The following is a 19,511-nucleotide window of genomic DNA, read 5'->3' on the forward strand; positions in this document are numbered from 1 at the left end:
ATATAGGTTTCGAATGACCTCATTTATACAAAATGAAAAATTAGCGAAGTACTGAAATTTGATTTGTATTCGAATTAGCAAATGCAAATGGTAACGTACCGATAATTGTAACAATAAGGCTTATGACAACTATTATACGAGAGTCTATGTGGTCGACTAGTCTCCCTATCCAGCTTCTGGTCAATAACATGCCAGCTCCCTGGGGAATTAATAAAAGGCCGGCAAATAGAACGTTTTCGCCACGTACCTGCTGGTAGAATAACGGTAGAAGAAGCATGGCTCCATTCATGATGATGCCTGACAGAAAGAGTGAAGCAGTTGAAGCGGAAAAATTACGCGATTTAAATAGATGAACGTCAAGTACTGAAGATGTTTTCTTGTGTAAGGCATGGACAATATATGCAGCCATCAGAAGCAAGCCAGTAACTAATGGAACAACTACCTCATTGCAATCAAAACTGCCATGAGAGCTTACCTGAGAAATGGCATAAATGAGTATGGAAAAAGCTGGGGACAACAAAAAAAGGCCGATAATATCAAGAGATTGCTTACTGTTGTAAGGCTTCTCAGTCGGTAGCCCCCACCAGGCTAGAAGTAAAGCTATAATGGTGACTGGAATATTTACATAAAAAATCCAGCGCCAGCTTAAACTGTTTACAATAATTCCGCCCAGTACTGGACCAAGAATCGGTCCCAGCAATGCAGGTATGCTGACAAATGACATCATACGTCCTAAATTCTGGCCACCAGCAGCCTGAACAAGCATTGTTTGCAAAGTTGGCATCAGTAAACCTGCACCAATACCTTGCAGAAGTCTAAAACCGATTAAACTTTCTATGTTCCAGGAAAGAGACGAGAGAACCGAACCAACTAAAAAAATCAAAAGTGAACTCATATACACTTGTTTACTGCCAAAACGATTGGTAGCCCATCCTGAAATCGGTACCGATATTCCCATTGCTAGCACATATCCTGTAATGGTCCACTGAATGACAGAAATTGTGCTATTTAGGTCTTCTCCAATTGTCTTTATAGCCACGTTGACCATTGTTGAATCCAGTAGTGGCGCCAGAGAACCGATAACCAGGATAATAGCTATTTTAAGTAACATCGGTTCAAGTTTTTCATTTTGAAGCTTATTTTTTGCCATGTGAATACACCAATCACGTAATAAATAAGGAACTATACGTTCCTTATGATAGGGAACGTTGCGTTTCTTATTTATACCTTATGGTGCTTCTTTGGCAGAGTTCCTTGTAAAAAGTCGGGTTATTTTTACAAAACAACTGAAAACCTTCACAATAAGGAAAATTAAGGCAGTGTACCGAGTTTTCTACAAATGAAAAATCTCAAGAAACCGATAATTTAAAAATCCAACATTGAGAGAACGGAATTATACTCAGTAAACAGCTTCTCAAGGAGACGCACAAATACGGGCAGTCAATCTGGCACGTCTGCCTCGGTTACGTCTCTAACCTCGCCAACATACCAACCGGCTCGATTGGAAGCTTGGACGGCTGGTCCACAGTCTTCATCCGTACCAGGGTGGGAAACGATGTCTGGTCTAAAGCAGTTGCTGCGGGCCGGTTCGAGACAAAGCCCATCGAAGAAGTAAAGCTCGGTCTTGGGCTCGTCATGAAGCTTGAAAAGGGGGAGATCGACAAGAACCGCAAGATACCCGATGAGCGCAGGAATTTTGGGGTTAATAAGGCGCTGTGGGATCCCTACTCCTGAAACTTATCTTTTTTTCGTCAGCGAAAATAGCTCGTGTTATCTATACGGAATCAGGGGTGGGATAGGTTCTCATATTCTCAATATGATTCCATTGAAATGTATGAAAATTTCTAAAATTAAACTGCTTTTTCTTATTATAGTTTGAATAAAGCTTTAATTAAAGGCCATTTATCAAGATTAAGAGGAAGATCACAGTAGTTTTACAGGAAAAGTTACTGTATTTTCTTGCCTGCTCTCTGGTAGCTCTTAATCTGATTTTCTACAGGATTATTCTGAGTGTAGAGGTAATAGCTTATCAGACTTTCTACAGGTTATTCTGGGTATAGAGTAATAGCTTATCAGGCTTTCTACAGGATTATTCTGAGTGTAGAGGTAATATCTTATCAGGCGGATCTGATCTGTCTCTAATAGATTTATTTAAATGCTTATTCTAATATTTTTGCAATGGAGCCCTAAAATTAATCCTTGACTACAGGCACAGCAATTTTGCGTTTAATCTCACCATCTATGTAGACAATCTTGATTGGTACTCCGTAGGCATCCTGAAGATTTTCTTCAGTGACCACAACTTCAGCCGGGCCCATTGCCAGAAACTTGCGATCTTTCATGATACCCACCTTGCTGGACGAAAGAAACGTGTGGTCCGGGAAATGAGAGGTCATCACCAGGGCCAATCCCTTTTGAGATAATTTTTTTATCATTTTTATTGTATAAATCTGATTTCCTACATCAAGATGAGAAGTCGGCTCGTCAAGCAGGAGAATCTCAGGCTCCTGGGCAAGCACACGAGCCATAAGCACAAGTTGCATCTGTCCGCCACTGAGTTCTGTGTATGGTTTGTCCCAAATATGCTCAATGTTCACTGTCCTGAGAGCCTCAAGCGCAATTTCTCTATCTTTATGTGAGGGAGAAGCAAACGTATTCAGGTGAGGGGTTCGGCCCATCATGACCACTTGCAGTACAGAATATGGAAAAGTAGGAGTATGGATCTGAGGAATGAAACCTATTTTCTTCGCCAGTTTTTTTGGCGCATACGAAGAAATGTCTAATCCATCAATACTGATATTTCCTGCATTCAGCGGATACAGATTGCAGAGACAGCGAAGTAGAGTAGATTTGCCGGTGCCATTGGGCCCGAGAATACAAAACACATCCCCAGAGTCTACCGAAAATGAGATGTCCTCGAAGATATTCCTTTTTCCGTCATAGGAAAAAGTAGCATTTTTTACTTCAAGTCTCGCACACATCATGACCACGTCTTTTTAGCTCTATATAATAAATATAAAAACATCGGAGCACCCAGAATCGAAGTAACTATACTGATGGGTATTTCTACAGATGTCAGCGTCCTGCATAACGTATCAACTGCCAGTAGATAGGAACCTCCTAACAGTATGGATGCTATTATCATGTCTTTATGATCAGGACCGACTAACATCCTGGAAATATGAGGTATTATCAGCCCTACCCAGCCAATTACCCCCCCGATGCAGACGGCTGCAGCGGTCAGTAGAGTAGAACAGACAATAACTACCGGACGGAAAAGCTTGGTATCTATTCCCAGAGATCTGGCCTCTTCCTCACCCATGGAAATAACATTAAGATGCCATCGCAGCAGGACAATTACCAGCATGGCAATAAGAATGACTGGTACAACCAGAATAAAATTAGCTGTGGAAGCCTTGGCGAAAGAACCCATAAGCCAGAAAACGATATCAGGAAGCTTGCTATAAGGATCGGCCACAAATTTCAGCAGTGAGATCACCGCAGAGAACAAGCCGCCGATAATAATTCCTGCCAGCACGAGCACTAATGTAGGATTGCTGCGATAGACACGACTTATTGCAAAGGTCATACTCACTGCAAGCAGTCCGAAAACAAAGGCTGACAATTGTATTACACCAGTTCCCTGGTCCATCAGTATCGCCAGAGCTGCACCTACTCCTGCACCGGCAGATACGCCCAGAATGGACTCGGAAACCAGCGGATTGCGGAAGACACCTTGATATGTGGCACCTGAAACTGCAAGACCGGACCCTGCGAGGACGACAGCAACTGCCCTGGGTAATCTCACGTCCCATACAACCGTATTCACGATTATGGACCAGGTATGAGGTATCGACCAGAAGAAAGCTATCTTTACACCGGTAATGTTTGCTATTGCATCTCCGATCCGTTCCAGGATACCGGAAACTACAATGACTACAACAGTAACAGGGTCAACAGGGTATCTGCCCATGAAGAGGGATGTAATAAGAACACCGATCAGCAGAAGGAACAAGATAAAGTTTATCGATACTTTACCCGGATAAAACCTGTATTTAGCGTTGCTACTAAGGGTAAAATCACTGGAGTTATGTGAATTTTCCTGTCCGGCTATTTCCACTCGTTTCATGGTTTACATACCCTGAGATTAAATTTTAGGTTCAGTAGCTTGTTTTTCAGTACAGGTCAATCCGTATCATCCCTTCATACTTCCCGGTTAGTCCTCAGGCAGATCCTGAAGTTCATGCGTTATCTACAGACATTACTCAAAGAATGACTTTTTCAATACCTGATTCTTTGAGAAGCTGCGAAGCAGTAGCGATAGTATTACGATACTCCATACGATCACAATACTCCAACGCTGAATGGAGGTACCAGTTATTCCTATAACCCGGAGCACGATTGATATGCACACCACCAATACGGTTGCCCCCACCAGCCATGACCCACATAGGGATATCATCATAGCTCCATCCTGCAGCTGGCCCGATGTCGATATTCCTCAGAACCAGACGCATGATTGCGATAATACGGGAACCTTCCATTGTCGAGCAGCGCGGGTGTTCCTCCATAGGTGTTCCCCTGACCGGGAAGAAGCGACTTACATACACGCTTTTCAGGTTCCTGAACTGGCGGACAAAGAACATGAAATCCACATAATCTTTGTAACGTTCGGGCCCTGTCGTCAACCCGGCAAGCATCCCTGTACCGAACTCCAGCCCTGAATCATTAATCATTTCTGCCAGTTTCACCTTGGCATCGAAGCTGTCTCCTGCCTTGACCTTTTTAAATAGTTCACGATTCACAGTCTCAAAGGATGCTCCGATCCGTTTCACACCAAGCCGTTTCAGTTCCAGGATGCTTTCCTCTGACATGGCAGCGCCGACATTAACCGTTATGTCAGCTGATGTAAGGGGAACGATTGCGCGGACTATCTCAACAATCTCCCTACCATCGGATCTGCGGTCCGTGCCACCGCTAAGATGAAACTCCTTTAGTCCCTGCTCTTCAATGTATTTCACACCAGTTTTTATTTCATCAATGGTCAGCGGCTGAGTCGTGTCCTTGATCCAGTATGGGCAATACGAGCATAGTGGCTTCAGTTTGCAGGGAAGAACCGAGGCAATTCCCCCACTCCATCGGAATGTGTTGCCTATTTCTTTATTTCTTACTGTCAGAGCTGTCCGGAACAGATCCTGTGCTTTTACAGCATTCTCAGTCTCTTTGAAAAGAAAGAGAGCCTCATCGTAATCGATGGGCTCCTCTATACTTTTCTGAAGTATTTTTTCATAGGATATTGCCCGGTCAGTCATGCTGTCGTCTCCGCAATTTGCTCATCCGTTATGTTATCGTAGAGGTAGAACTCTGAATAAAACTCACGTGTTTCGTTATTGAAATCAAACTTTACTTTATCTGGATACAGTTTCTCCGCTGTCCACATTAGACCCATAACTGATTGAATTCCATCTAATGATTCCCAACGGGGAGCTGCGTATACGCGGCCATTCTTCACTGCATTGATAGATTGCCACTGAGTATCGTTTAGAATTGTATTCTTCTCTGTTTCTGTCTTTGTAATAATTACATCAGGATTCCAGAGAAGGACCTGCTCAATGTTGACAACGAGATGCTCATCGACTTTCTGGGTCGAAGTAAGCGTAGTGTTTGTATCGTACAAATCGACACCACCTGCCAGGTCAATTATCGAACTCATTACTGTAAGCGGTCCAACCGTTGAAAGTGGGCCATCGTGGGAAGCATAATAAACTTTCACACGCTGGTCCTCTGGAATCGTCGAAGTGATATTAGTCACCTTTGTGATAGAATCGTTCCAATAATCTGCAAGTTCGTCTGCTTCTTCCTCATTACCCAGTAGCTTACCCATTAATCTGAATGATTGCTCGTAGTCTGTCAGATTGTCTTTGGAAACAGCAACCACTGGTGCTGCATAATCACTCTGCTCTTGATCCAGGTTTGGGTCTTTTGTCATAGACACAATTACATCAGGATCTAGTGCTAGCATCTGTTCCTGGTTCATGCCTTTGAAAAACACTCCAGTGACAGGCAGGCCATTCATAGTATCATTTGCATCCTCCGGTACCAAACGAGGGTTTGCATTGAACACCATATCTACACTGCTTAGTTTTTCTGGTGTCAATCTCCATGTCATATATGTGGGAATAGGATGCAGACAACTTATTTTCTCAATGTTTTCAGGAGTAGGAATCTTCACCGTTCTCTGTGCCATGTCCGTAAGCTCTATTGTATCATCTGAATCACTTGCTTCTGGGGAACTGCTGCTACTGGAATGTCCGCTACCTGAATGGCGTGTCGATAAGCTTACATTGCTGTTAGAATAACTTGTGCTATTAGATGTGGTATTTAACGTGTTATTTAACGTGTTATTAGATGTGGTATTAGTATCATTAAGGGAATAAACGGGTGTACTCTCATTGGTTCCGTTAGTACCAATATCCTCTGCGACACTCACCGATTTATCATCACTGCTGTTTTCCTTTTCGGTAATAGGATTTACTTTCTCCGTGCTCTTGTCAGAACTTGAATTACTTTCCTTTACCGAATGACTGTCCGTGCAGCCACTTAAAAAGACTGCAGCCACCAACATCATGGCTATGAAGAGAACTTTGAGTTTCCTATTCATATCGAATCCACTCTATAATCAATTATTTGTTGTGTACATGTAACCTGCAATGAACGAGTCTGAGCCCATGCTCTGTAAACTACAGAAGTCAAGCCTTGCCATAATCAAGGATTTCCGCCATAGTTATGAAGATAAGAAATCATCAACAGCCACCACTGAGATGCTCCTGAGTGTTTTACTTATCTTGCACAACTGCTGGTCTATCGGTTACATGCTTACGCATGATGTCAGGGCCAGAAGCAACATAATTTCATAAATGAACTCTTTTTGCACTCATAGCAAGACCACTAGCTTTCAAAGATTTTATTGTTATGTTCAATTAGACATAATGACATAAATAATAATGACATAAATAATTATCGTTTCATCATGACAACCCCGAAACATTTAGAGCAAAATACGATAGCGTTTAATCATGTAATCTCTTTCCACAATTTAATCTCTTTCCACGGATACTGTGTTCATAGTAAGACAGACAGCTTTCAACGCTTTAACGTTATGTTCACATAAACATAATGATATAAACTAATAATAGCAAAAAAGTATAGTTTACATCTTAGAGAATTTCGATAAACCTCTAATCTCAAGAAATTACTTATATACAATTTATAAGCAACCAGCCATAAACTGGAGTTTATCGAAATTCTCCTTATTCTGAAATTTTTGCAATGAAACCAGATTAAATGCGTGAGTTTTACCCAAAGAGTCTGGTAATTATGTGTATATGAAAAAGTTGAACTCTATTATATTTTTAGATTTTTAAACGTTAAATAGAAATGAGAAATAATTTATCGTTACGAAAGTGTGCCATGTTTGGTGTTAGAGGAAAAAATCAAGGGATGTTTTAACTGTTCAAAAGTTAAATAGTGAAGTGGCGGGCTTATGGTATTAGTGAGTAAGAGATGGATTTTAGATAATGTTCAAACATTTCCTGCTACTGTGGAAAACTTGACCTTGAAGATATTAAGGATTTCGAGGAGCCTAACGAAGGTTTTGAAACAAATCTGAAATATTGAAAAGATAATAATAGAGAAAGGGAAAGAAGGGAAATGTTCCATCTCCTTATTCCTTGCGGGTTTGGATGGGCTGAAGTATTTCCTTTCACTGAATATCCCAGGAAAATAATGAATAATAAGCATCGTAAAGGATGTTGAAACCGAACGACTATGAAAATAGGAAAGCAAATACTCCAAAAACATATCCGTAATTTTACAGATCTCATATTCTTCTTTTTTGCCAGCGACCGCCCGATATCTGCTCACCTCATGAGCATGCGGGCGTGGAGGGAGGAATTTTCGGATCAGTTTTAAACAGAAATTTGACAACTCTTTCGCATCAGACAAAGTTCTGTAAAAAGATATAGTTCAGCCTTCTCCAGTGATTCAGGGAATTGTCAGTTAATCTTGCGGATTGCGTCCATGGCTTTCTTGTCAATTCTTGAAATTTCCGGAGTGATTGTATTCTTTTAGGATGTGAGTAATGACCAAGATTATTTAATGTTTAGAATAATATTTCATAAGGGGACTAAAAGAAGAGACAGCTAAATAGAGTTAGCAATGATAGAAAACAAAGTTAGGTAGAAGAATCTCTGTTTTGCTGCAACGATATTTAAATTATTTTCAAATTAGAATTCCGTATTAATGACTTGAACTTATATGAGTTAAATCTAAAAGAAAAAACATTTGGGGGTAAAGTTTCTGGACTATACACTTCGAGTAGGAGGAGAGGCCGGACAGGGGTTGGCGACTATAGGAGGAGCTCTTGCACAGGTCTTTTCCAAGATCGGGTTTCACGTATTTACGCATCAGGATTACATGTCCAGGATACGTGGCGGGCATAATTTTTACCAGATCCGTTTTTCCGACAAGGAAATATCTGCCTCAAGAGAAATGGTTGACATTCTTCTGGCTCTTGACCTGAACACTATTGAAATTCACAGAAAAAGCGTGAGAAAAGAAGGATTTATTCTCTATGACTCCGGAATTACCAAAAAGAAATTTGAGGAACCTGAGTTCATAGATATTCCTTTCAGAAAAATAGCTCTTGATGTAGGTAAAAAAAGCGTTATGGCAAATACCGTAGCAACCGGAGCAGCGCTTGGAATACTTGATCTTGGGCTTGAAGCCTTCAGGAATGTTCTCAGAAAAGCTTTCAAGGATAAAGGGGGAGAGGTAATCAAGGATAATATAGCCTGCGCAGAAGCGGGATATCATTATGCTCGTACTAACTGTCCTCGCTGCGAAGCTTTTGGAATCAGCGAGCCTGAGTACAGAAGGCTCATGCTTATTGACGGAGTTCACGCGATAGGAATGGGAGCTGTTATGTCAGGCTGTAAGTTTTACTCCGGTTACCCTATGACACCTTCAACAGGGATTTTAAACTATATGGCTTCCAGAGCAGAAGAATACAATCTGGTCGTTGAACAGGCTGAGGACGAGATTGCAGCCATTAATATGGCTATAGGAGCATCTTTTGCAGGTGTAAGGGCAATGACCGGTAGTTCAGGTGGGGGATTTGCCCTGATGGTAGAAGGTCTTTCTCTTGCAGGAATGACCGAAACTCCTATCGTTATTGCAGAAATGCAGCGGCCTGGACCTGCAACCGGTCTACCTACACGCACGGAACAGGCAGACTTGCTTTTTGTCCTTTATGCAGCACATGGAGAGTTTCCAAGAGTGATTTTTGAGCCGAGAGACCCAAAACAGGCTTTTTACCTCACTAACAAGGCTTTCGAGCTTGCGGAAAAGTACCAGATCCCTGTGTTCATCCAGTCAGACCAGTATCTTGTGGATACCGAATGGACTTATGAAAAATTCGACCTTGAAAATATAATTTACAATGATTATCGGCTGAGAGAAAAAGACCTTGAAGGTATTGAGGATTATAAACGCTTTAAATATTCCAGTACAGGAATCTCTCTCCTTGCGGTCCCCGGAGAAGCCGGAAAACACCTCGTTGTAGCGGATAGCGATGAACATGACGAGGAGGGGCATATCATAGAAGATTCCGAAACCCGGATCAAAATGGTCCAGAAAAGGCTGTTGAAGAAACTGCCTCTTATAAAGAAAGAAATTGAACCTCCGCTTCTTTATGGTGATTCTTCTCCAAAAATAGTGCTTGTAGGGCGTGGCTCTACTTATGGTGTGATAAAAGAGGTTGTCGATACTATTTCTAAGGATCACAAGGTTGCGATGATGCACTTCAGCCAGGTCTATCCTCTTCCGGAACGGGATAAGTTTGATTATATTGAACTTCTTGAGAATGCTGATCTTACCATCTGTATAGAAAATACTGCTACAGGACAGTTTGCAAAACTAATGAGAGCAGAAACAGGGTTTGAATTTTCCCACCAGATTCTCAAGTATGATGGGAGGCCTTTTACAATCGAAAATCTGAAGGAGGAATTACATGCCTACATCTGAAGATTATAAGGGCCAGGTTCCTGCCTGGTGCCCAGGGTGCGGAAATTTCAATATCCTTTCGACTGTTAAAGAGGCACTTGTAGAGCTTGGCATTGAGCCATGGGAAGTGCTTATGGTTTCAGGGATAGGACAGTCTGGAAAACTGCCTCATTATATGAAATGCCACACATTTAATGGGCTACATGGAAGGACTCTACCCGTAGCTACGGCTGCAAAACTTGCCAATCACTCCTTGCACGTAATAGCAGTTGCAGGGGATGGGGACTGTTATGGAGAAGGCGGGAATCATTTCCTTCACACAATTCGCCGTAACCCGAATATTACTCTGCTAGTGCATGACAACCAGATTTACGGGCTGACAAAAGGGCAGGCCTCTCCTACCACAGCTCAGAAAACCCACACAAAAATCCAGCCTTATGGTGTCCTTGAAGAGCCATTAAACCCACTTGCCCTGGCAATTTCCCAGGACTGCAGTTTTGTAGCCAGAGGTTTTGCAGGAGATCAGGATTATCTGAAAGAGCTTATGAAGGCTGCCATAACACACAAAGGTTTTTCTCTTCTTGATATCCTTCAACCCTGTGTTACCTTTAACAAGATAAACACTTTCAAGTGGTACCGGGACAGGGTCTATAAACTCGAAGAAGAATATGACCCCTCTAACCGCTTGAAAGCTTTCGAAAGGTCTCTGGAATGGGGAGATAAGATTCCGAACGGTATTTTTTATAAAAATGAAAGAGAAACGCTTGAAGAAGGAATGCCTACGATTCAGGAAGAGCCTCTTGTAAGGCAAAAGTTCTACATTGAGGACGTAAAGCACGAAATTGAAAAATTTTATTAATCTATTCCGGGAAACAAAATCTTCACTCTGTCGGATAATGGAAAGTAAGTACTGAATAGGATCGCATCAGGAGAGTTCAGGAGATTTGAGAACTGGTTGAAGGTGAAGTACACCCAATACTGACAATTCTGGCATTTGGAACCCCTCTTCTCGTAATTGGAATTACCGGACTGGTAACCGGGCCAGCAGTATACGGCTTTTTACTTGCACTATACAGGACAAAATTAAAACTTAAGAAGGAAGAGGAAATGACTTCGAAGGAAAAGTAACCCTAAAGAAGTAACATATATCTATGTCGAAGAAAAATAGCATATATAATTATAATTAGATTATAATTCATTGGTCATCGGTTAAGGAAAAATCGTTATCAATTGCATTGATTTTCATAAAATTTGTTAAATTATTCATCAAATGCAAAACTGGAATCTGATATCGATTTCAATTTAAACACTAAACATTTGGGTTTGAGTTTTTCCGTCGAAATCGAGATCAGCAGCTCAAAATCCTTAACCGAATACAAATGGATTATAATTATAATACAATTATAATTATAGTTGTAATTCTGATTATAAAAATCGGGACAAATTGGGGAGTGTACATGAACAATGTGGGTTCGGCCTTGTCCACTGAAACAGATGTAGTTTGCAAAATGCAAGTAGACAAGAGAAATGCAAAATTCACGAGCGAGTATAAGGGAAAAGAATACTATTTCTGCTCTCTTTCCTGTAAGAAAAAGTTTGACGAAGACCCGGAAAAGTACCTGAGTTTCTACGGTTCGAGGAAGTGATACAAATGAAAATAGTTGTTTCAGATCCTGTATTCCTGCCAGAAGAATATAGAAAAAAACTTGAGGTTCTCGGTGACCTTAAGGTCTTTGAAAGCACGCCTTCTTCAGTTGAAGAATTTATCTCAAGAGTAAGGGATGCAGATATAGTCATTGTAGGTAGATATGGCTTTTCGGGAAAAGCTTTCAATGCCTCCCGAAACTTGACTATGCTTTCAGTATGGCAAACCGGCTATGATCATATAGATCTCAAAGCTGCATCTGAAAAAGGTGTAATTGTGTCCAATGTTCCTGACTATGCATTTGATTCGGTTGCTGAAATGGTTTTTGCCCTGGCTCTAAATCTTCTAAGGAAAGTGCATATCGCAGATATCAGGCTGCGCGAGGGGGATTTTGACTGGCGAAACTATGTTGGAAATCAAATTATGGGAAAAACAATGGGGGTAATAGGTACCGGCAGTATAGGATCGAGAGTTATCCAGATAGCTCATGGTTTTAACATGAACGTCATCTCGGTTACGGGCCATCCGACTGAAGAAAAAGCAAGACAACTTGGAGTGAAATTTGTCAATCTGGATACTCTGCTTGCGGAGTCTGATATTGTTACGCTTCACGTGCCTTTAACTCCTTCCACGGAAAAAATGATAGGAGCAAAAGAATTTGCAAAAATGAAAAAAAGTGCAATCCTGATAAATACTGCCAGAGGGAAGGTGGTTAATGAAGCTGCTCTCATAGAAGCCCTCAAAGAGAAAAAAATCCGTGGAGCCGGTCTTGATGTTTTCGAAAAAGAGCCATTGCCGGTGAATGATCCTCTGACAAAGCTGGAAAATGTCGTACTCACGCCTCACATAGCTTTCCTGACGGAGGAATCCCTTGAGGAATGCACATACGTCTGCATCCAAAATGTAGAAAGATTTATTGAAGGAAAACCTCAGAATGTTGTAAACCCTGAAGTGCTTGCAAGCCTCAGGCTGCCTTAAAATCCTGAACGCAAATTACGAAATCTAATGAATATTTCAAGCCGATTGCATTCAAAGGACAGGCGTGAACACTATATCTATGAGTTACGATTACACTTTAAGAGATGACTTCAAAGATAATTTCAAGAAACAACCGTAAAAATCCAGAGCTCTGCCTCCCTGGGTCTTGTCTCCTTGGGTCTTATATCTGTATTTCTTGTCAGGTAGTGTCCCGGAACTTTTCAACGACTTTCTTGTTGTATGCATTTACGATGTCACTCCGAGTGATGATTCCAAGAAGTTTTGTTTTATCCTCTCTGTCAACAACAAGGAGTCTGCCTATTTGCTTTGAGGCAAGGCGTTTGAGGGCGGCATCAAGAGTTTCGTTAGGGTAGGCGACTTCAACTTCTCCGGTAGCGATCTCCCCTATTTTCTTGCCAACTTCTCCAGGCTATACCTTGTTCCGGAGGTCTGAGAGTGTTACAATTCCAGAAAGTTTGCCTTTTGAGTCCACGACAGGAAAACCAACATGGCGACTCACTTTCATGAGAGCCTCAAGGGTTTCGACACTCTTGTTTTCGGAGACAGTCTGAACATTTGTGACCATTGCAGCTTTTACAGGAATGGAGGTCATGATATCTACTTCCCTGCCTTTTCGGATTTTAATGCCTTTCCTTCGAAGTCCTTCCGTAAAGATTGATTCAGGGTACAGAGCACTTGACATTACATTACTTAGAACGCAGGCAAACATGAGAGGAAGGATTAAGTTGTAATCCCTGGTAAGCTCAAAAAGGATCAAAATAGCAGTAAGAGGAGCTCTTGTAGTCCCGGCAAAGACTGCACCCATACCTACAAGTGCATAAGCTCCCGGCCCTGCCGTCATTCCAGGGTATAACGTGTCTACAACTGTCCCAAAAGCCCCTCCAAGCATTGTTCCCACAAACATAGACGGAATAATTGTACCGCCAAAGCCTCCTGATCCAAGGCTTAGAGAAAAAGCGAGAATTTTAAGGAAAAGCAGGATTATTAAAAGCTTGAATGTAAACTGATTATTCAGGGCATCCGTAATCACACCATAGCCCATCCCAAGAACCCGGGGATAGAAAAGCCCGATTGCACCTACTGCCAGTCCTCCCAGAGCAGGTTTGAAGATGGGATGAACAGGTATTTTTGAAAACAGGTCTTTTGTATAATAAAGAGCTCGAATTAATACTGTTGAAACTATGCCCGCAAGGAGCCCAAAAACAAGGTAGAGCCCTAACTCTCGGTATGGACTGACAAGTGAGTAGGCAGGGATCTTGAGAAGTTCAATTCCAATAATCGAGTTTGATACAAGTGTTGCAAAAACTGAAGAAATAACTATAGGAATAAAGGTACTTGTTTCAAGTTCTCCGTAGATCACTTCAACGACAAAAACCACACCTGCAAGCGGGGCACTGAAGACTGCTGCAATCCCTCCAGCAGCCCCACAGCCTAGAAGAGTCTGGAGTCGTTTTTCCGGATTTTTCAGGATTCGTCCCACCAATGCTCCTGTCCAGGCACCGCCTACAATGCCAGGTGCCTCTTTTCCCAGTGAAGCTCCTGAGCTGATTGAAATTATCGACGCAAAAACTTCAAGAAGAGAGTCGGTAAGATTAAGCCTTGCTCCACGAACTGCTACTGTTTCAATAAGCCCGTCAACCCCATAACGTCGTTTTATCAGAAAATGCGAGATTATTCCGACTATTAGCCCTCCCAGAGCGGGCATAAATACTATATAATAGGGTGGAAACTCATGTACCGAAAACCCGCGTTGCATTCCAAAAAAAGTGCTAAAATACAGAAGAGCACGGTCATATATCCCTATTACCAGCCCTGTGAGAAGACCAATTAAGATAGCAATTGAGTTAATCTTTGCTGACTCTATATCGAATCTTCGAGTAATATATTTTCTTATACTGGAATAATCGAACAAGTTATGGATTTTAAATTTGGACTTTGTATTAACTTCCAATGTTCATGCCTCATGGAGACTTTTTTACTTTAAATACTTCTTTAGCAGAAACAAATCCGGTCGTGAAATGATGGGTTATTGAAGTTTTGTGAAAGTTTCGGTTAACAATACACTATTTCATAGATAATAGGGTAATTATTTAAAACAAAATATCAGTCACAACTCTGTTTTTAAGAGAAAAACTGGATTTATCCATTTTATTGTTCGGTAAATGTTAAAAATTTAATGATTTTTAATTTTTTACGTTAGTTACCAGACTTCGAAATCGGCGTTTACTGTCTTAAATTTATTGTTATGAATCAAAAAATGCTTCAATCACGTAAACCTATATACTCATAAATCGTCTTGCAGTTTAAGTGTGGGGAAAAGAAGCTTTGTGTAAAGGAGCTAACGCTATGTAGCTATACTTAAAGACCACGATTTAAGACACTATGTAGACGCAGTCAAAAGGCTATAGGATCACCGGAGTAAACTTAAATGGCTGACGGGGAAGGTCAGGAGCAGGGAAATGAGCCAAATAATCTGGATTGGAAACAAGTAGCAGAAAGGCTCAGTGTTGATACTAAAACAGGTTTATCGGAGGAAGAAGCTCAAAAAAGGACCAGTAAATTCGGTTTTAACGAAATCCCTGAAAAGAAGGAGTCACCTATTATAAAATTTTTTAAAAAATTCTGGGGATTAACAGCCTGGATGCTCGAACTGACAATACTGGTATCTTTTATTTTGGGCAAGTATCTTGACCTATATATCATTGGGGCTTTGCTGCTCTTTAATTCGATATTGAGCTTCCTGCAAGAAGAGAAGGCATCCAGTGTAATAAGCTCTTTGAAGAAAAACCTTCAGGTTGAGGCGAGAGTACTAAGGGACGGTAAATGGAAAACAGTGCCAGCCAGGGAACTTGTTCCGGGAGACATCGTAAGGGGCAGAGCCGGGGATTTTGTAGCAGCAGATCTTAAAGTAGTTACAGGTAAACTCGAGGCGGACCAGTCGGCACTTACCGGTGAATCTATGGCAGTTGAAAAAAAGGAGAACTCAGTCCTGTACTCAGGCTCGATAATTAAAGAAGGAGAAGCAAATTCAATTGTGCTGGCTACAGGAAAGAAAACATACTTTGGCAGAACTGCACAGCTGGTTCAAATAGCCAGACCTAAATTGCATATGGAAGAGGTAATCTCAAAAGTTGTGACCTGGTTACTTGCAATAGTCATTTTGCTCCTTGGAATGACCATTCTGGCGCAGGTAGTAAGGGGAGGCAGCTTGCTGGAAATACTGCCGTTAACTCTTATACTGCTGGTTACAGCCGTACCCGTTGCACTCCCTGCCATGTTCACTTTGAGCATGGCTCTGGGGTCAATAGAACTTGCAAAGCAAGGCGTACTTGTTACCAGGCTTACGGCCTCAGAAGACGTAGCAACAATGGATACCTTATGTGCTGATAAAACCGGCACAATAACAATAAACAGGCTTACTATAACGAACATTTCTCCAGCGAATGGATTTGCCGAAGAGGATGTAATATTATATGGAGCACTGGCTTCTCAGGAAGCAAATATGGACCCAATAGACTTGGCATTCCTTACTTTTGGCAGAGATAAAAAGCTTCTAAGCCAAGAATATGTCCAAAAGGAGTTTTACCCCTTCAATCCTGAGACTAAACGAACTGAAGCTGTGGTTCAACGAAATAACAACAGTTTCAGGGTAATGAAAGGGGCAGTTCGAAAAATAGCTGAGCTTTGTGGTTTAAAAAATGAGGAGATAGACAGGCTTGAGGGAAGTATGGGGAAGCTTGCTGGGAAAGGCTATAGAACCCTGGCTGTAGCGATAAGTGAGAATACTGAAAAACCAAGGCTTGTAGGTCTGGTTGCGATGTATGATACTCTCAGACCCGATTCTATAAAACTGATACAGGAATTAAAGAGCTTAGGCATCTCAATAAAAATGCTTACTGGAGACGCCTTGCCTATCGCCAAAGAAATAGCAAACAAAGTTGGAATTGGAGAAAATATAGTAAAAGCACCAGATCTAAAAAAGTACGCAAAGGAAAATCTCACAAAAGCATCCGAAATTGCTGAGAAGAGTGATGGATTTGCTGAAATATATCCTGAAGACAAGTATATAATAGTCAAAAGTCTACAATCAAAAAATCATATTGTAGGAATGACCGGAGATGGTGTAAACGATGCTCCTGCACTCAAACAGGCTGAAGTAGGAATAGCAGTCAGCAGTGCAACAGATGTAGCCAAAGGATCAGCCAGTGTTGTACTAACAAGTGAAGGATTATCCAGTATTGTTGACCTGATAAAAACTGGCAGAATGATTTATCAAAGGATAATAAGCTGGATACTTAATAAAATCATTAAAACGTTTACTATAGTTGTTTTCGTGACACTGTCTTTCATGTTTACCGGCTTCTTTGTAGTAACTGCCTTTGATATGGTCCTGCTTTTATTCCTTACAGATTTCGTAACACTCTCACTTGCTACTGATAAGGTCAGATGGTCCCATAAACCCAATACCTGGAACATAAAAGGACTTGTAGAAGTTGCCGTGGCTTTGGGTATTATAACACTAATAGAACATTTTGGACTGCTATATATTGGTTTGAAGTATTTTGGGCTTCAATCTTCTATACCGGAACTTAATACATTTGCTTTTGAGATGCTGTTTTTCTCAGGAACTTTTACCATGTTCATAGTGAGAGAAAGAGGCCATTTTTGGAAATCTGCTCCAAGCAGGACACTTCTATTGGCTATTATACTTGATATAATATTTGTAATGGTAATTTTCACTGTTGGAATTCCGGGTCTTGCATCCTTACCACTTTATTATACGCTTAGCATAATGGCTTACTATTTTATCGTAACGCTTCTGGTAAATGATTCTATGAAATGTTTGCTGATAAAATATACAGAAATAGCATGGTAACTAAGATCAGTGTCTAAATGGAAATTCCCCCTCTTCTCTCTTTCTTTAGAGCCAGGTTTTGGGAAAACAGACAGATTCCATTAAGTTTCTAGCTGCTAAAATACGCTTTTTTTTGAGGAGGTGACAATAATCATATGGAGACTTATGCAAAAATAAATGGCTAAGATTTTACATAACCCCAGCACATTATATTTGAACTACAAAATCACAAGCTTTGAGCTAACATCTATATTTATTTCGGCAACATCCAGCAGTCTATCTCAGTTAAAGGAAAGCATTGATGTTCACGAAGTTTATTCCCAATAAAAGCTCTTTGGCACGCTTTACTGCATCCGAAGCTCATCTAAACTTAAACTTACATCAATTTAGGATTGAGGTTCCATATCTCCCTTCTTTTAGGTATTATATATCCTCGGCTTCTGGCGGCAAAATAGTTTGTAACCTGATCGCTTCTCGCCAGCGCATCCAGAGGACAAATAATCCAACAATACCGACCATGCCCTCGGCGATAATCACATCTAACCCCAGTCCAAAAATGGAAGTAACAACTGAAGGTAGCCCATCCCACATTGCATGCAGGACGGAAACGAGCAGGTAAGCGCCAATCACTGGCAGGTTAATTCGGAAACGGCCATTTCTGCTTTCACGGAACAGCACGCTGGCTAAAATCGCTGTCCAAGTCCCGTGCCCCAGTGGAGAAAATAACCCACGAATCAAGGTCACTGCCACTGTTGCTGAAATGCTCCCATTGCTCTTCAGGAAGGCAGTAAAGGCGTAACCGCTACTTTCCAGAGCCGCAAAACCCATCCCAACCGCTGCGCCCAGGATCAGTCCATCCATTTCCGAGTCATGCCGTCTATGTTGTGCAATAACCAGCACTCCAAGGATTTTGGCAAATTCTTCGATGAACCCTACCTTCAAAGTCGAGACAGGATCCAGTTGGCGGATAAAAAATGGCTCCAAAAGGGAAGCGGCAACGATACCCACCAGCCCACCATACAGGAAAGCTAGAGTGACTGTTGGGCATTGTCAGACGGCTGAGGTGCCTGCGCTCGTATATGAAAGCTACGTAGGTTACAGGGACCGTAAAGCTGCCTACCATTACTAGGGTGGGGAAAAGATTAGAATTTCTTGTCAGTAGCAAGACCAGTAATAAAATAATGTAAAAAATATTGCAGTGATTAAAACTTTTAGCCATCCATTACGCTGGGATATCGGTGTAGACTGCTGGATTTTCGCAGTGCTGTCCATTATTTCCTCCATATGTCTTTCTATACGTAATTTCAACCAAGTTCATAACTTTATCTCTAAAGATTTCACTGGACAGCAAGCCTTTATGATTGGTGAATGTGTCGAAAGCCTGCATTGCTGCTCCCCTTACTCAAGCTGGCAAAGCTTTGCTGTTTCTCGGTTCTGATGTATTTGCGCTTACATCAGCACCAAAGGCTGGTTGCACACAGATCCAGTCAGTAGCCCTATATCCCTGGGCAACAGGTCTGGTATTTTGATCGTTGCAAACGACAATTCGCTTGGTTCTATCCTACGCACATTCTGTTCAAAGTCTCTATGAACCAAGGCTGAGAGTGTAACATCCGTTACAGCTTTGGGTTCTTGGGTCATTCGCCCACTCATGTGCAGGATAACAGTGATTACGTGGGTACCTGGGCTGCCTGATCTGTTGACATACTTCAGCGCTGCACCTCTCGATATACTCTCGAATTGAATTCCTTCCCCAATCCCTTTCCCCAGGGTTTCGCAGTCCGATATTTGGACTATACTTATAGTTAGAGTGCGTCTTGAAATTATATAATTCTTGGTGAACCGACTGTTTGATAATGCTCGAATGAAACAAATGAACTCCTGATCCAAGTGACTTATTTCAGTCGAATACCCCGCTAGCTTGCTGCGTGGATGGAAAACTTCCCCGGT

General features: G+C 41.5%; 14 protein-coding genes and 2 pseudogenes. 8 read left to right on the plus strand and 8 right to left on the minus strand.

Translation table 11 applies throughout. The features are described from left to right. Nucleotides 1–40 precede the first annotated feature (40 nt). Complete coding sequence (locus ASJ81_RS20660) at nt 41–1,150, minus strand: DHA2 family efflux MFS transporter permease subunit (RefSeq protein WP_095646011.1); 1,110 nt, start codon at nt 1,148–1,150, stop codon at nt 41–43. 245 nt (nt 1,151–1,395) lie between these two features. Between ASJ81_RS20660 and ASJ81_RS20665 the strand changes: the two genes are divergently transcribed. Then, nucleotides 1,396–1,734, plus strand: a complete 339-nt coding sequence (locus ASJ81_RS20665) for a Coenzyme F420 hydrogenase/dehydrogenase, beta subunit C-terminal domain (RefSeq protein ID WP_275112596.1) — start codon at nt 1,396–1,398, stop codon at nt 1,732–1,734. 458 nt (nt 1,735–2,192) lie between these two features. Here the strand turns inward: ASJ81_RS20665 and ASJ81_RS20670 are convergent, their stop codons facing one another. From ASJ81_RS20670 to ASJ81_RS20685, 4 genes are all read right to left on the minus strand, one after another. Beyond that, nucleotides 2,193–2,984 (minus strand): ABC transporter ATP-binding protein, encoded by a 792-nt coding sequence (locus tag ASJ81_RS20670; RefSeq protein WP_245860396.1) that lies wholly within the window; start codon nt 2,982–2,984, stop codon nt 2,193–2,195. Continuing rightward, a complete protein-coding gene (locus tag ASJ81_RS20675) occupies nt 2,981–4,129 on the minus strand; it encodes a FecCD family ABC transporter permease (protein ID WP_095646014.1) in 1,149 nt (382 codons plus the stop codon). The genes ASJ81_RS20670 and ASJ81_RS20675 overlap by 4 nt, the downstream gene beginning before the upstream one ends. A gap of 136 nt (nt 4,130–4,265) precedes the next feature. Continuing rightward, the gene (locus ASJ81_RS20680) at nt 4,266–5,312 is read right to left on the minus strand and encodes a radical SAM protein (protein WP_095646015.1); all 1,047 of its coding nucleotides are present in this window, start codon (nt 5,310–5,312) and stop codon (nt 4,266–4,268) included. After that, a complete protein-coding gene (locus tag ASJ81_RS20685) occupies nt 5,309–6,661 on the minus strand; it encodes an ABC transporter substrate-binding protein (RefSeq protein WP_095646016.1) in 1,353 nt (450 codons plus the stop codon). The genes ASJ81_RS20680 and ASJ81_RS20685 overlap by 4 nt, the downstream gene beginning before the upstream one ends. A gap of 49 nt (nt 6,662–6,710) precedes the next feature. On the opposite strand from ASJ81_RS20685, the gene ASJ81_RS22410 reads away from it, so the two are divergent. The 5 genes from ASJ81_RS22410 to ASJ81_RS20710 all read left to right on the plus strand — a co-directional run bounded on the left by ASJ81_RS22410 (nt 6,711) and on the right by ASJ81_RS20710 (nt 12,685). Continuing rightward, nucleotides 6,711–6,917 (plus strand): hypothetical protein, encoded by a 207-nt coding sequence (locus ASJ81_RS22410; RefSeq protein ID WP_141241825.1) that lies wholly within the window; start codon nt 6,711–6,713, stop codon nt 6,915–6,917. Nucleotides 6,918–8,343: 1,426 nt separating this feature from the next. Continuing rightward, the gene (locus ASJ81_RS20695) at nt 8,344–10,083 is read left to right on the plus strand and encodes a 2-oxoacid:acceptor oxidoreductase subunit alpha (protein WP_095646018.1); all 1,740 of its coding nucleotides are present in this window, start codon (nt 8,344–8,346) and stop codon (nt 10,081–10,083) included. Next, complete coding sequence (locus ASJ81_RS20700; protein WP_095646019.1) at nt 10,070–10,921, plus strand: 2-oxoacid:ferredoxin oxidoreductase subunit beta; 852 nt, start codon at nt 10,070–10,072, stop codon at nt 10,919–10,921. The genes ASJ81_RS20695 and ASJ81_RS20700 overlap by 14 nt, the downstream gene beginning before the upstream one ends. Nucleotides 10,922–11,519: 598 nt before the next feature. Beyond that, on the plus strand, nt 11,520–11,708 hold the full coding sequence (locus ASJ81_RS20705) for a YHS domain-containing protein (protein ID WP_095646020.1): 189 nt from the start codon (nt 11,520–11,522) through the stop codon (nt 11,706–11,708). Between the two features lie 5 nt (nt 11,709–11,713). Further along, nucleotides 11,714–12,685, plus strand: coding sequence for a 2-hydroxyacid dehydrogenase (locus ASJ81_RS20710; RefSeq protein WP_095646021.1), 972 nt, complete (start codon nt 11,714–11,716; stop codon nt 12,683–12,685). A 90-nt stretch (nt 12,686–12,775) separates the two neighbouring features. Here the strand turns inward: ASJ81_RS20710 and ASJ81_RS23090 are convergent, their stop codons facing one another. Beyond that, nucleotides 12,776–12,931 (minus strand): hypothetical protein, encoded by a 156-nt coding sequence (locus ASJ81_RS23090; RefSeq protein WP_170943432.1) that lies wholly within the window; start codon nt 12,929–12,931, stop codon nt 12,776–12,778. After that, a pseudogene (locus tag ASJ81_RS20715) lies at nt 12,885–14,657 on the minus strand (chloride channel protein). The gene ASJ81_RS23090 and the pseudogene ASJ81_RS20715 overlap by 47 nt, the downstream one beginning before the upstream one ends. 477 nt (nt 14,658–15,134) lie before the next feature. On the opposite strand from ASJ81_RS20715, the gene ASJ81_RS20720 reads away from it, so the two are divergent. Continuing rightward, nucleotides 15,135–17,582 carry a plasma-membrane proton-efflux P-type ATPase gene (locus ASJ81_RS20720; protein WP_095646022.1) on the plus strand — a complete coding sequence of 816 codons (2,448 nt, stop codon included), beginning with the start codon at nt 15,135–15,137 and terminating at the stop codon, nt 17,580–17,582. Between the two features lie 402 nt (nt 17,583–17,984). Here ASJ81_RS20720 and ASJ81_RS20725 read toward each other — a convergent pair. Continuing rightward, nucleotides 17,985–18,587: pseudogene (locus ASJ81_RS20725) on the minus strand (PrsW family intramembrane metalloprotease); the annotation flags it as partial. A 344-nt stretch (nt 18,588–18,931) separates the two neighbouring features. Between ASJ81_RS20725 and ASJ81_RS23095 the strand changes: the two are divergent. Continuing rightward, nucleotides 18,932–19,090: a hypothetical protein gene (locus ASJ81_RS23095; protein ID WP_170943433.1), complete on the plus strand. Its 159-nt coding sequence runs from the start codon at nt 18,932–18,934 to the stop codon at nt 19,088–19,090. Nucleotides 19,091–19,511 lie beyond the last annotated feature (421 nt).

The organism is Methanosarcina spelaei, assembly GCF_002287235.1.
Classification (GTDB): Archaea; Halobacteriota; Methanosarcinia; order Methanosarcinales; family Methanosarcinaceae; genus Methanosarcina; species Methanosarcina spelaei.

Coding starts and splice junctions, on each gene's coding strand:
- ASJ81_RS20660 (WP_095646011.1), bottom strand. CDS start 1,150: ATGGCAAAAAATAAGCTTCAAAATGAAAAACTTGAACCGATGTTACTT.
- ASJ81_RS20670 (WP_245860396.1), bottom strand. CDS start 2,984: ATGATGTGTGCGAGACTTGAAGTAAAAAATGCTACTTTTTCCTATGAC.
- ASJ81_RS20675 (WP_095646014.1), bottom strand. CDS start 4,129: ATGAAACGAGTGGAAATAGCCGGACAGGAAAATTCACATAACTCCAGT.
- ASJ81_RS20680 (WP_095646015.1), bottom strand. CDS start 5,312: ATGACTGACCGGGCAATATCCTATGAAAAAATACTTCAGAAAAGTATA.
- ASJ81_RS20685 (WP_095646016.1), bottom strand. CDS start 6,661: ATGAATAGGAAACTCAAAGTTCTCTTCATAGCCATGATGTTGGTGGCT.
- ASJ81_RS22410 (WP_141241825.1), top strand. CDS start 6,711: ATGAACGAGTCTGAGCCCATGCTCTGTAAACTACAGAAGTCAAGCCTT.
- ASJ81_RS20700 (WP_095646019.1), top strand. CDS start 10,070: ATGCCTACATCTGAAGATTATAAGGGCCAGGTTCCTGCCTGGTGCCCA.
- ASJ81_RS20705 (WP_095646020.1), top strand. CDS start 11,520: ATGAACAATGTGGGTTCGGCCTTGTCCACTGAAACAGATGTAGTTTGC.
- ASJ81_RS20710 (WP_095646021.1), top strand. CDS start 11,714: ATGAAAATAGTTGTTTCAGATCCTGTATTCCTGCCAGAAGAATATAGA.
- ASJ81_RS23090 (WP_170943432.1), bottom strand. CDS start 12,931: ATGCATACAACAAGAAAGTCGTTGAAAAGTTCCGGGACACTACCTGAC.
- ASJ81_RS20720 (WP_095646022.1), top strand. CDS start 15,135: ATGGCTGACGGGGAAGGTCAGGAGCAGGGAAATGAGCCAAATAATCTG.